Annotated in this window: 10 protein-coding genes; 2 read left to right on the top strand and 8 right to left on the bottom strand. The window is 66.7% G+C overall.

Annotated elements, in window-relative coordinates:
• Positions 1-9: 9 nt before the first annotated feature.
• The 6 genes from C507_RS0100860 to C507_RS0100835 form a co-directional block, all read right to left on the bottom strand.
• Entirely contained in the window at positions 10-1215 is a 1206-nt protein-coding gene (locus C507_RS0100860) for an ABC transporter substrate-binding protein (RefSeq protein WP_018697752.1), read from the bottom strand.
• Between the two features lie 180 nt (positions 1216-1395).
• Positions 1396-3210 (bottom strand): single-stranded-DNA-specific exonuclease RecJ, encoded by a 1815-nt coding sequence (gene recJ / locus C507_RS0100855; RefSeq protein ID WP_018697751.1) that lies wholly within the window; start codon positions 3208-3210, stop codon positions 1396-1398.
• 31 nt (positions 3211-3241) lie between these two features.
• Positions 3242-4243 carry a class II fructose-bisphosphatase gene (glpX, locus tag C507_RS0100850; protein ID WP_018697750.1) on the bottom strand — a complete coding sequence of 334 codons (1002 nt, stop codon included), beginning with the start codon at positions 4241-4243 and terminating at the stop codon, positions 3242-3244.
• Positions 4233-5600, bottom strand: coding sequence for a homoserine dehydrogenase (locus C507_RS19945; RefSeq protein WP_040400420.1), 1368 nt, complete (start codon positions 5598-5600; stop codon positions 4233-4235). Before C507_RS19945 ends, glpX begins: the two co-directional genes overlap by 11 nt.
• A 24-nt stretch (positions 5601-5624) precedes the next feature.
• Complete coding sequence (locus C507_RS0100840; RefSeq protein ID WP_018697748.1) at positions 5625-6845, bottom strand: LL-diaminopimelate aminotransferase; 1221 nt, start codon at positions 6843-6845, stop codon at positions 5625-5627.
• Positions 6846-7013: 168 nt separating this feature from the next.
• Positions 7014-7313 carry a hypothetical protein gene (locus C507_RS0100835; RefSeq protein WP_018697747.1) on the bottom strand — a complete coding sequence of 100 codons (300 nt, stop codon included), beginning with the start codon at positions 7311-7313 and terminating at the stop codon, positions 7014-7016.
• Positions 7314-7500: 187 nt separating this feature from the next.
• Here C507_RS0100835 and C507_RS0100830 point away from each other — a divergent pair, with 187 nt between their 5' ends.
• Together C507_RS0100830 and C507_RS0100825 are read left to right on the top strand one after the other, a co-directional pair.
• Positions 7501-9309 carry a PHA/PHB synthase family protein gene (locus C507_RS0100830; protein ID WP_018697746.1) on the top strand — a complete coding sequence of 603 codons (1809 nt, stop codon included), beginning with the start codon at positions 7501-7503 and terminating at the stop codon, positions 9307-9309.
• Positions 9310-9452: 143 nt separating this feature from the next.
• Positions 9453-10001, top strand: coding sequence for a DUF2165 family protein (locus tag C507_RS0100825; RefSeq protein ID WP_245559629.1), 549 nt, complete (start codon positions 9453-9455; stop codon positions 9999-10001).
• Between the two features lie 63 nt (positions 10002-10064).
• Here C507_RS0100825 and argC read toward each other — a convergent pair whose 3' ends face one another.
• Entirely contained in the window at positions 10065-11117 is a 1053-nt protein-coding gene (gene argC, locus C507_RS0100820) for an N-acetyl-gamma-glutamyl-phosphate reductase (protein WP_018697744.1), read from the bottom strand.
• Between the two features lie 112 nt (positions 11118-11229).
• Complete coding sequence (gene speB / locus C507_RS0100815) at positions 11230-12207, bottom strand: agmatinase (RefSeq protein WP_018697743.1); 978 nt, start codon at positions 12205-12207, stop codon at positions 11230-11232.
• Between the last annotated feature and the right edge of the window lie 134 nt (positions 12208-12341).

Raw genomic sequence — 12341 nt, 5'->3', positions numbered from 1 at the left:
GCGCCGGCGTCAGTCGGCCGGACGCAGCGCCTTCACCACGTCCTCGGCCGGCAGCACGTCCTCGCCGGCGACGTAGCGGAAGTCGACCATCTGCCCCTTGCCGTCGACGAGATCGAGATGGCCGACGAAGGCGCCCATGGTCGACTGGTGGTCGCTCGGCCGATAGGTGATGGGTCCAAATGGCGTTTCGACATCGAGCCCCTCAAAGGCGTCCACCAGCGCTTCCGGATCGGTGGAGCCGGCCTTCTCGATGCCGGCGGCAAGCGACTTGATGGTGGCGTAACCCACCACCGAGCCAAGCCGGGGATAGGTGTCGAAGCGATCCTGATAGGCGGCAAGGAACGCCGCGTGCTCGGGCGTGTCGATGGCCGACCACGGATACCCGGTCACCACCCAGCCGGTGGGCGTGTCGGCGCCGAGCGGATCGAGATATTCCGGCTCGCCGGTGAGCAGGCTGACGACGGCGGTCTCGTCGAACAGGCCGCGCGTTTGGCCCTCGCGGACGAACTGGGAAAGATCGCCGGCGAACAGCGCGTTGAAGATGCCGTCCGGCTGGCTGTCGGCAATCGCCTGGACGACCGAGCCGGCGTCGATGCCGCGCAGCGGCGGCGCCTGTTCCGTCACGATCTCGGCGTCCGGAACGCGCTCCTTCAGAAGCTGCTTGAAGGTCTCGGCGGCAGACGTGCCGTACTCGTAGTTGGGATAGACCAGCGCCCAGCGCTTAGCGCCCGAAGCCTCGGCCGCATCCATGAGCATGGCCACCTGCATGTAGGTGGAGGGCCGCAGGCGGAAGGTGTAGCGGTTGCCGTTGTCCCAGGTCAGCTTGTCCGTCAGAGGCTCGGAGGCCAGGAAGAAGACCTTGCGACGCTTGGCATATTCCGACACCGCAAGACCGATGTTGGAAAGAAAGGTGCCGGCGATGACATCGGCGCCCTCGCGGGTGACCAGCTCTTCCGCGGCGCGGACCGCATCACCCGGATTGGCGCCGTCGTCGCGGGTCACAATGCGCAGTTCCCGACCGAGCACCCCACCCGCCTCGTTCACCTCGGCGACGGCAAGCTCCATGCCCTTCTGGTAGGGCTCCAGGAAAGCCGGGATCGCCTTGTAGCTGTTCAGCTCGCCGATGGTGATGGTGTCCTGGGCCGAAGCCGCGCCAATACCGAGCGTGCCGGCCAGCGCGGCGGCGGCCGCCACCCGTGCAAAGCGTGCGTTCATGTCGTGCGTCTCCCTGGCGAACCCGTGCGGTCCCGCGCACCGGTTCCCGCCCTCTCCGGGCCGTCATCCCTCTCGCCGGACCCTGCGTCCCAGCGCCTCGAGCGGCACCATCCCTCCGGGCGGGCACGGACGCAAGGCCGCGGGTGCAACGCAGCAATACGACCCATTCCCGGGGGCCCCTCAGGCGGATACGTCGGAAAGCTTCAGTCGGACCTTCGGGATGCCGCGGAACGTGTCCAGCATCAGGCCGCCGGCGACGTGGACCGGGCCGCCCTTTGCCGCAACCAGCCGGTTGCCGAGCGCGGTGCCCCGGGCGCGGAAGGCCATGGCATCGAGCTTTGCGCCGTCTTCCGCCTTCAGCCCGACCCTGAAATGCGTTTCTCCCACCTCGGTGACGGTGTCGACAAGGAGGTTGGCGAAGGCGAAGGTCGGCTCGGGATGCTTCGCCCCAAACGGTCCGGCACGCTCCAGCAGACCGACAAGGCTTTCGTTCGCGCCACCGGCAAAGAGCACTCCGTCGATGGCAAGCCCGTCGGAAGCCCGCGCCGCGAGGACGTCGTCGCCCAGGCGCTCGCACAGGAAGGCGTTGAGGGCCTCGAGCCGGTCCTGGGCGACCGTGAAGCCGGCCGCCATGGCGTGGCCGCCGCCCTTGATCAGCAGCCCCTCCTCCGCAGCCGCGCGGATCGCGGCGCCGAGATCGACCCCAGGCACCGAGCGCGCCGACCCGACACCGATGCCGGCCTCGTCGAAGGCGATCGCCAGAGCCGGCCGGCGATGGCGCTCCTTGAGGCGCGACGCCACCAGCCCGACGACGCCGACATGCCAGCCCGGTGCGGACACGCAGACGACCGGGGGCAGACCGCCCTCCAGCTCCTGGGGCAGGAGCATGGCCTCCGCCTCCTTCAGGGCGGCGGTCTCCAGCGTCTGGCGCTCCCGGTTCAGCCGATCCAGCTCAACGGCGATACGGCCGGCCTCGGCCGGGTCATCCGTGGTGAGAAGCCGTGCCCCGAGACCGGCGTCTCCAATACGACCGCCAGCGTTGATGCGTGGGCCGAGCAGAAAGCCGAGGTGATAGGCGGCGGGCGGCGCGGAGAGCCGCGCGCAGTCGCAGAGCGCGGTCAGGCCGGGGTTCACCCGGCTGCGCATGAGCTTGAGACCCTTCACGACGAAGGCCCGGTTCAGCCCGGCGAGCGGCACGACATCGCAGACGGTGCCAAGCGCCACGAGATCGAGCAGGCCGAGCAGGTCCGGACACCGGGCAGCTGCGGCCCCGCCGCGCCTGCGTACGGCCCTGTTCAACGCAACGAGCACGACGAAGGTGACGCCGGCGGCAGCGAGGATGCCCTGGCCAGAGAGATCGTCCTGGCGGTTCGGATTGACGATGGCCCGGGCCGGCGCGAGCGTCTCGCCGACGGGGTGGTGGTCGATGACCACGACCTCGACGCCGGCCTTGCGGGCTTCGTCCAGCGGGTCATGGGCGGCACTGCCGCAATCCACCGCGATCAGAAGATCGGCATCCGCGCAGAGCCGACGGACGGCATCCACGGAGGGCCCGTAACCTTCTGTGACCCGGTCCGGCACGTAGATCCTGGGATCGAGGCCGAAGGCCCGCAGGGCCCGGACCATCAGGGCGGCAGAGGTGGCCCCATCGACATCGTAGTCGGCGAAGACGGTGACCCGCTCGCCACGGATCACGGCATCGGCGATGCGCTCGGCGGCGGACTCGCAATCGGTCAGCGTTGAGGGGTCGGGCAGCAGCGCCTTCAGGCTGGGATCGAGGAAGGCGGCCGTGCCGTCCGTATCGACTCCCCTGCCCGCCAGGACGCGACCGACGATCTCCGGCAGGCCGTGCTGCTGGGCGATCGCCCGCGCCTCGTTCTCCTGGCGCGCGTCGAGCCGCGCCCGCCAGACGCGTCCCGTTGCCGAGGCGCGCACGCCAAGAAGCGGCGCGGGTGTCGCGCCGCCACCATCGATCAGATCGATCCCGTTTGCCATTTCATTCGAATCGCAAACGGGGGCGATTCGGTCAATCGAGCTTGAACTTCTCGAAATTCGCGTGCTCCGCCTTGATCCAACGGACCGTCTTGGTGGAGGAGCGCATCACGACCGTATGGGTGGTGATGGTGTTGCGGCCGAAGCGGACGCCCTGCAGGAGGTTGCCGTCGGTCACGCCGGTGGCCGCGAAGTACACGTCGCCGGAGGCCATCTCCTCCATCGAGTACTTCTTGTTGATGTCGGTAACGCCCATGCGCTCGGCACGCTCGCGCTGCTCGTCCTTGTTGGTGACGAGCCGGCCCTGCATCTGACCGCCGATGCAGCGCAGTGCGGCCGCCGCCAGCACGCCCTCGGGCGCACCGCCGATACCCATGTAGATGTCGATCCCGGTGTCTTCCGGGTTGGTCGTGTGGATCACGCCGGCGATGTCACCGTCGCCGATAAGGCGGATGGCGGCGCCCGTGGCCCGGACTTCCTCGATGAGCTTGGCGTGACGCGGCCGGTCGAGGATGCAGGCGGTGACTTCGTTGACCTTGCAACCCTTCGCCTTGGCGACCTTGGCCATCATCTCGGCCGGCGGCGTGTCGAGATCGACGAGGCCTTCCGGATAGCCGGGACCAACGGCGATCTTCTCCATGTAGACGTCGGGGGCGTTGAGCAGGCTGCCGCCTTCCGCAAGCGCCAGCACGGCGAGCGAGTTCGGAAGGTTCTTGGCGCAGATCGTCGTGCCTTCCAGCGGATCGAGAGCGATATCGACCTTCGGACCCTGCTTGGTTCCGACTTCCTCACCGATATAGAGCATCGGCGCCTCGTCGCGCTCCCCCTCACCGATGACGACCTTGCCGTCGATCGCGAGATGGTTGAGCTCGCGGCGCATGGCGTCCACGGCGGCCTGGTCGGCGGCCTTCTCGTCGCCATGGCCACGCAGGCGCGCGGCGGCAACGGCGGCGCGCTCGGTGACGCGCACGACTTCGAGCGTCAGAACGCGGTCGAGAACACCTTCCCCGTGCTGTCCGGATTTATCAGCTGACATCATTCTTCTCCCGTCGCGCCGAAGGCGTGGTGTCGTCGAGCCGCTCGATGCGGATGACCTGCGGCTCGGATGCAATTACCGAGTCCGCCGCAATGGCCGCAAGGGCCTCGCGCACGTCTTCCTCGGTGGTTTGATGGGTAACGAGGACAACCGGCTGAACCGATGGCTCGTTTTCGTCGGCCCGGCCATTCTCTCCGACCGGCTGGCGGCGCTGCACGATAGACTGCAGCGAAATCCCCTTTTCCGCCATGCGCCCGGCAATGGAGGCAAAGGCACCCGGCCGGTCCGCCACGGACAGGCGGATATAGTAGCTGCCGGAATGGCGACGCATGCGGGCTCGCGGATAGGGCTCCAGCCGGTGCGCGGCGATGCCCATGGGCGGCACGACGTTGCCGCGCGCCACGTCGGCGAGGTCCGCGATGACCGCCGACGCAGTCGCGTCGCCGCCCGCACCCGGGCCCACGAGGATAAGCTCGCCCAACGCGTCGCCATCGATGGCCACGGCGTTGAGCACACCGTCGATGCGCGCGATGGACGACGATTTCGGCACCATGGTCGGGTGGACGCGGCACTCGATGCCACCGTCCGTCCGAAGGGCGACGCCGAGAAGCTTGATCCGGAAACCGAGTTCGTCCGCCGCCTTCAGATCGGCGGTCTCGATGGAGCGGATGCCTTCCACATACACCGCCTCGCCGTCGATCTCTGTTCCGAAGGCGAGGCTCGTCAGGATGGCAAGCTTATGGGCGGCATCGTAGCCATCGATATCGAAGGTCGGATCGGCCTCGGCGTATCCCAGCCTCTGCGCCTCGGCCAGGCACGTGGCGAAATCGAGCTGGTCGCGCTCCATCCGGGTCAGGATGTAGTTGCAGGTGCCGTTGAGGATCCCGTAGACGCGATCGACGCGGCTGGCGAGCATGCCCTCGCGCATCGTCTTGACCACCGGTATACCGCCCGCAACCGCCGCCTCGAAGGAAAGCGACACGTCGCTGGCTTCGGCCAGGCGGGCAAGCTCGGTGCCGTGTTTGGCAAGCAGCGCCTTGTTGGCGGTGACGACGGAGCGCTTTTCGCCGAGCGCAGCACGCACGGCGGCAGCGGCGGGGTCGTCCTCCCCACCCATCAGCTCGACGAAGACATCGATATCCTCGTCGCGGGCGAGCGCCACGGGGTCGTCGTACCAAGTCACTGTGGAGAGATCGACGCCGCGGTCCTTCGTCTTGTCGCGGGCGCAGACCGCCACGACCTCGATCGAGCGACCACAGGCGGCCTTCAGTTCGTCGCGGCGGTGATCAAGTAGGCGCAGGACCGATGCCCCGACGGTGCCGAGGCCGGCGACGCCGACTTTCAATACAGGTTCCATGAAAGCCCGGTGTTCTGGGAAAACTTAACGGCGCATGCCGATCGGGATGACGTTGTGCAACGTTTCCCCAGCCGTTTCAAGGAAGCGTCGTACGTTGCGAGCCGCCTGACGAATCCGCTGCTCGTTCTCCACCAGCGCGATGCGCACATAGTCGTCGCCGTGCTCGCCGAACCCGATGCCCGGAGCGACCGCGACGTCGGCATGCTCCAGAAGCAGCTTCGCGAAACCGAGACTGCCGAGCTCGCGGAACGGCTCGGGGACCGGCGCCCAGGCGAACATGGAGGCCGCCGGCGGCGGCACATCCCAGCCGGCGCGGCAGAAGCTGTCGACCAGCGCGTCCCGGCGCTTGCGGTAGATCGAGCGAACCTCGTCGATGGGCTCCTCGCCACCGTTCAGCGCGGCCGCGGCCGCCACCTGGATCGGGGTGAAGGCACCGTAGTCCAGATAGGACTTCACCCGCGCCAGCGCGGCGATGAGGCGCTCGTTGCCCACCGCGAACCCCATGCGCCAGCCGGGCATGGAATAGGTCTTCGACATCGAGGTGAACTCGACGGCGACGTCCATGGCGCCCGGCACCTGCAGCACCGAGGGCGGAGGAGGCGAATCGAAATAGATCTCCGCGTAGGCGAGATCCGACAGCACGAAGATCTCGTGCTTCTTCGCGAAGGCGATGACGTCCTTGTAGAAATCCAGCGAGGCGATGCAGGCCGTCGGGTTCGACGGGTAGCAGAGGATCACCGCGATCGGCTTCGGGATCGAGTGGACGACGGCGCGCTCCAGCGCGTGGAAGAATTCCGGTCCCGGCTCGGCGGGCACGGACCGAATCGCGCCGCCTGCCATCAGGAAACCGAACGCGTGGATCGGGTAGCTCGGGTTCGGGGTCAGCACGACGTCGCCCGGCGCGGTGATCGCCTGGGCCATATTGGCGAACCCTTCCTTGGAGCCGAGCGTCGCGACGACCTGGGTGTCGGGGTCGAGCCGCACTCCGAACCGTCGGCCATAGTAGGCCGCCTGCGCGCGACGCAGCCCGCCGATGCCCTTGGAGGCGGAATAGCGGTTGGTGCGTGGCCTGGAGACCGTTTCGACCAGCTTGTCGACAACGAACTGGGGAGTCGGAAGGTCGGGATTGCCCATGCCGAGATCGATGATGTCGGCACCCTCAGCGCGGGCGGCGGCCTTGAGACGATTCACCTGTTCGAAGACGTAAGGCGGCAGCCGCCTGATCTTGTGAAAATCGTTCGTCATCGCAAGGACCCTGGCCCGAATAGAGGAGTCTCACCCTACCATCGGATGGTTAATGGTTCGTGGGGCGGGCACCATAATGCGCAACGGGTGCGGATGCACCCGAAACCTCATGCCCGCGCCGAAGTCGCGTTCTCGGCGTTGCGGCCCGCCGAGGGGACCGGAAACCGGTCAGAAGCTCGACCGTGCCTGCGCCGAGACCCGCTGCGTCTCCAGGTCGGTCTGCAACTGCGCCTGCTCGGCGGCCGTGAGCGGCGTGCCGTCAATCGTGACGGGATCGACCAGCGGGTTCGGATAGCCGTCGGCGCGGACGGGATTGTCGGTCGCCGGAGCCGGAATCGGCGGCGCCGACTTGGCGCCAAGCAGCGGCGCGCCGGGCTGACTGGAACAGCCGGAGAGCGCCAGAGCGGCCAGGGTGGCGGCAAGAGCGAACGACGAGACGGTTCTGACGTTGGAAAAAATGGTCACCATGGCGCAGGCTTTTCAATCGCCTCGTGTTGCGCAGATCACAGGGATCTGTCGTAGGATCAGGTTTCAAACGGATGGGTTGGCGAGCCGGACCCCCAGGCTCGAATCGTAGGGTGCTTGTCACGCCGGGGCCATACCCCGACCTTATCGATGAACGATCCTTTCGAACACGCCGGGGAGGAGACGGCCGATGGACGACAAGAGACCCGACCCGATCCTGCAGTACATCGTCAACAACCCCGAGACCTTCGCGGAAAATCTCGCGCGCGTTCTCGAACAGGGTGGCAAGGCGCTCGCCGCCTATCTCGAGCCCATCGAGAAGGGCGAGGTGAAGCCCGACTATGGGGACGAGATCAACGACTGGGTCAAGACGCTGTCGCGGGTGGGCCAGTACTGGATGTCCGATCCCCAGCGCGCCATGGAAGCCCAGACGAAGCTCTGGACGGGCTATATGTCGGTCTGGAACTCCACCCTGCAGCGCATGGCCGGCGAAGAAGCCGACCCCGCCGTCGCGCCGGATGCCCAGGACAAGCGCTTCAAGGATCCGGAATGGTCGGAGAACAATTTCTTCGACTTCCTGAAGCAGCTCTACCTCGTGACCAGCCGGTGGGCGGAGAACCTCGTCGAGGGCGCCGAGGACATCGACGAGCACACCCGCCACAAGGCGGAGTTCTACATGCGGCAGCTGGCGAACGCCCTGTCTCCCTCGAACTTCATCCTGACCAATCCCGAGCTGCTGCGCGCCACCGCCACCTCGAATGGCGAGAACCTCGTGCGCGGCATGAAGATGCTGGCCGAAGACATCGAGCGCGGCCACGGGACGCTGCGGATTCGCCAGACCACGATCGGCGGCTTCGAGGTCGGCGAAACGATGGCGATGACACCGGGCAAGGTGATCGCCGAGAACGATGTGCGCCAGCTGATCCAGTACGAGCCGACCACCAAGACGGTGAAGAAGAAGCCGCTGGTGATCGTGCCGCCCTGGATCAACAAGTTCTACATTCTCGACCTGAACCCGGAGAAGTCGTTCATCAAGTACATGGTCGACCAGGGCTTCACGGTGTTCGTGGTCTCATGGGTGAACCCGGATGAGAGGCTCGCTGCGAAGACCTTCGAGGACTATATGCGCGAGGGCGTCCTTGAGACCTTCGACCTGGTGGAGAAGGCCACCGGCGAGCGAAAGGTCGACGTCATCGGCTACTGCGTCGGCGGCACCCTAACGGCGGTCACCCTGGCCTACATGGCCGCCACCGGCGACGACCGCGTCGACACGGCGACCTTCCTGGCGACGCAGGTGGATTTCACCCACGCCGGCGACCTGAAGGTGTTCGTGGATCCCGAACAGCTGCTCGCGCTGGAAGAGCGCATGCGCGAGAAGGGCTACCTGGAGGGCGAGCGGATGGCCTCTGCCTTCAACATGCTGCGCTCCAACGACCTGATCTGGCCCTACGTGGTCAACAACTACATCAAGGGTCAGGAGCCGTTCCCCTTCGACCTGCTTTACTGGAATTCCGATTCCACGCGGATGCCGGCTGCCAACCATTCCTTCTATCTCCGAGAGTTCTACCTGGAGAACAAGTTCACCAAGGGCGAGCTGGAGATCGTCGGCAAGCGCCTGAACCTGAAAGACGTCAAGATCCCGATCTACAACCTCGCCACCCGCGAGGACCATATCGCCCCGGCCCGCTCGGTGTACGAGGGCTCGCGCCATTTCGGCGGCGATGTGCGCTACGTGATGGCCGGGTCGGGCCATATCGCGGGCGTGGTGAACCCGCCGGCCAAAGGCAAGTACCAGTTCTGGTCCGGCCCGAAAGTGGACGGCGCCTATGAGGACTGGGTGGAAAAGGCCGGTGAGACGGCAGGCTCCTGGTGGCCGGACTGGGAGGCCTGGATGGAAGAGCACGCCGTGGGCGAGGAGGTGCCGGCGCGCAAGCCGGGCGGCGATGCTTTCAATCCCATCGAAGAGGCGCCGGGCAGTTTCGTTCGGGTCCGCTATTAGGCCCTGCCCCGGAATTGATTGCGCCCGACCGACCGTCGCATCGTAGCGGTGCTTGACGCGGAGCGTCTTCGCTGTGACGCACGTTGCAGCCGGCTGGCACACGGTTTGCTGTATTGCGCCGGACGAGCGCGCACGGAGTGGCCGTGCGACGCAGCGAACAGACCATCGACCGGGGTGGGCCCATGATCCTGATCAGGCTGTCCAAGATCGTTCTGACCGGCGGACTGGCGGTCTTCGCCTTCCTGGCCACGTTCGGAAACCTGACCGATTACGGCAGCAACTGGATGTTCGTGCACCACGTACTGGCCATGGACACGGTACCGCCAGACTCCAACCTGACCTGGCGGGCCATCCGCAGCGAGGAAGCGCAGCGCACGGCCTATGCGCTGATCATCATTGCAGAGGGCCTCACCTGCCTGGCCTTCGTGGTGGCGACGCTCGCGATGGCGCGGGCGCTGACGTCCTCCCGGGCCGCCTTTCAGCGCGCCAAGTCCTACACGGCAGTGGGCGTGACGCTCGGCTTTCTGACCTGGTTCGTCGGGTTCACGGCGATCGGCGGAGAATGGTTCGCCATGTGGCAATCGCACAGCTGGAACGGGCAGCAGCCGGCATTCCGTTTCTACATGACCATTCTGGCGGTGGGCATCTACGTGCTGATGGACAATGACGGCGAGCGCGCCCAGCATCTGTGAAGCCGGCAGCGCAGGCCAAAATACCGGTGAGGGGCGGCAACGGGCCGCCCCTGCCCTGTCGGCTTACGGGAACAGGGCGCCCTGCTCCAGGCCCGCGGTCTCCGGCAGGTCGAACAGAAGGTTCATGTTCTGCAGCGCCTGACCGGACGCCCCCTTCACCAGGTTGTCCAGCGTCGAGATGACGATGGCGCGCCCCGGCCGCCGATCGGCGACGACACCGATCTGCACCATGTTGGAGCCGCGCACGTGGCGCGACTGCGGCACCTGGCCGAAGGGCAGCACGGTGACGAAGGGCTCGTCGGCGTAGCGACGTGCCAGGATATCGTGCAGCCCCTCGGCGTCGCCGCCACCCATGGTGCGCACGTAGATCGTCGCATAGATGCCCCGGTTCATGGGCGCGAGATGCGGCGTGAAGGTCGCCGAAACCGGCTTGCCCGCTGCCACGCCGAACTCCTGGTCGAGCTCCGCCATATGCCGATGCTTGCCGACGCCGTAAGCGTGGATGCCCTCCGAGACTTCGGAGAAGAGCATGCCTTCCTTGGCCGCCCGGCCGGCACCGGTCATGCCGGTCTTGGCGTCGATGACGATCTCGTCGGGATCGATGGCACCGGCCTCCAGAAGGCCAATGACGGGCAGTTCGGCCGTCGTTGTGTAGCAACCCGGGTTTGCCACCAGCCGAGCGCCGCGGATCTTTTCCCGGTGCACCTCGACGAGACCGTAGACGGCCTCCTCCTGGAGCGCCGGCGCCTTGTGCGGATGACCGTACCATTCGGCATAGGCGTCCAGATCGGCGAGCCGGAAGTCGGCTGAGAGATCGACGATCTTCAGGTCCGGCTTGCGCGCCAGAAGGTCGGAGATGACCTCCTGGGTGGTGCCGTGCGGAAGCGCGCCGAAGACGGCGTCGATACCACCGAGATCGATTTCGCCAATTTTCTTCAACACCGGCAGGTCGACGCCGGCGAACTGCGGAAAGACCTCCGCCATGGTACGGCCGGCCTTGCTGTCGGCCGATAGCGCGGCGATCCGGAAAGTCGGATGCCGCAGCAGGAGCCGGACGAGCTCAGCGCCGGTGTAGCCGGACGCACCGAGAATGGCGACGTTGATGGTCTTGGACATGAAGGGCCTCCTGGAGGCTGGGCACCCGCAACGGGCGCAACGGAACATGTGAGGATGGTTAGAGACCGGCGGCAGGGCGCGTCGCGTCGTATCCGGGTCGTCAAAACCCGCGTCAGGTGCGCGGCGCGCCCCCGTCTCGTCGTCGCTGCGCCTGCATGCCGATATAGGACATGGCGACGGTCGACCCGGCGATGGCCGTGATGTCGGCATGATCGTAGGGCGGCGAAACCTCGACGACGTCACCGCCGACGAACTCCAGCCCGCCCAGGCCGCGCAGGATGATCATCGCCTCCCGGCTGGTGAGGCCGCCCGCAACCGGCGTGCCGGTGCCAGGCGCAAAGGCCGGGTCGAGGCAGTCGATGTCGAAGGTCATGTAGGCCGCGCCAGTGCCGACCCGGTCGAGGATGCGATGGGTCACGCCGTCCACGCCAAGGCGCTCGACGTCGTCACCGCCGATGATCTCGATGCCGAAGGTTTCCGGCGCATGGGTCCGGATGCCGATCTGGATGGAGCGCTGGGGATCGACGATCCCTTCCTTGACCGCACGGCCGACGAAGCTGCCGTGATCGAGCCGGCCGGCCCGGTCGGGCCAGGTGTCCTGATGGGCGTCGAACTGGACGAGCGCCAACGGCCCGTGCCGGGCGGCATGGGCGCGCAGCAGTGGCAGCGTGACGAAGTGGTCGCCACCAATGGAGAACAGGTGGCAGCCGGCATCGAGGATCGCACCGGCCTGGCGTTCGATCTCGCCGGGCACTTCCTGATGGTAGCCGTAGTCGAGCGCGCAGTCGCCGTAGTCGACGACCGCCAACGTCTCGAACGGATCGGCCTGGAATGGATATTGAGGATCGCCGTCGAAGATCGCCGAGGCGCGCCGCACCGCCTGCGGACCGAACCGCGTACCGGGCCGGTTGGAGACTGCCGCGTCGAACGGAATGCCCCAGACCACCAGGTCCACACCTGTCAGGTCACGCGTCAGCCGGCGGCGCATGAAGGATGTCACGCCGGCATAGGTCGCTTCATGGGAACCGCCGTAGACGGACTCGCCGACAAAGGCGTTGTCGGTCGGCCGCGGCAGCGCATGGTCGGCCATCGGGGGTCGGCCTCTTCGGACGTTCGGACTGTACTCGCACCTGATGTAGCCGCTTTGCCCCTGCCCGACAACGGCACCGGCGACAGCGAAGGATTTTCAAGGACTTCCATTTTCAACCGCTGACAAGGCAGCCG

It is taken from the genome of Amorphus coralli DSM 19760, from assembly GCF_000374525.1.
Lineage (GTDB): Bacteria > Pseudomonadota > Alphaproteobacteria > Rhizobiales > Amorphaceae > Amorphus > Amorphus coralli.
The sequence above is the reverse complement of the archived record's forward strand: the minus strand, read 5'-3'. Positions and strand labels throughout refer to the sequence as shown.

What these genes read in the sequence shown, in the direction of transcription:
- C507_RS0100835 (WP_018697747.1), bottom strand. Translation starts at nt 7,313, where the DNA reads ATGGTGACCATTTTTTCCAACGTCAGAACCGTCTCGTCGTTCGCTCTT.
- recJ (WP_018697751.1), bottom strand. Translation starts at nt 3,210, where the DNA reads ATGGCAAACGGGATCGATCTGATCGATGGTGGCGGCGCGACACCCGCG.
- C507_RS19945 (WP_040400420.1), bottom strand. Translation starts at nt 5,600, where the DNA reads ATGGAACCTGTATTGAAAGTCGGCGTCGCCGGCCTCGGCACCGTCGGG.
- speB (WP_018697743.1), bottom strand. Translation starts at nt 12,207, where the DNA reads ATGGCCGACCATGCGCTGCCGCGGCCGACCGACAACGCCTTTGTCGGC.
- glpX (WP_018697750.1), bottom strand. Translation starts at nt 4,243, where the DNA reads ATGTCAGCTGATAAATCCGGACAGCACGGGGAAGGTGTTCTCGACCGC.
- argC (WP_018697744.1), bottom strand. Translation starts at nt 11,117, where the DNA reads ATGTCCAAGACCATCAACGTCGCCATTCTCGGTGCGTCCGGCTACACC.
- C507_RS0100860 (WP_018697752.1), bottom strand. Translation starts at nt 1,215, where the DNA reads ATGAACGCACGCTTTGCACGGGTGGCGGCCGCCGCCGCGCTGGCCGGC.
- C507_RS0100840 (WP_018697748.1), bottom strand. Translation starts at nt 6,845, where the DNA reads ATGACGAACGATTTTCACAAGATCAGGCGGCTGCCGCCTTACGTCTTC.
- C507_RS0100830 (WP_018697746.1), top strand. Translation starts at nt 7,501, where the DNA reads ATGGACGACAAGAGACCCGACCCGATCCTGCAGTACATCGTCAACAAC.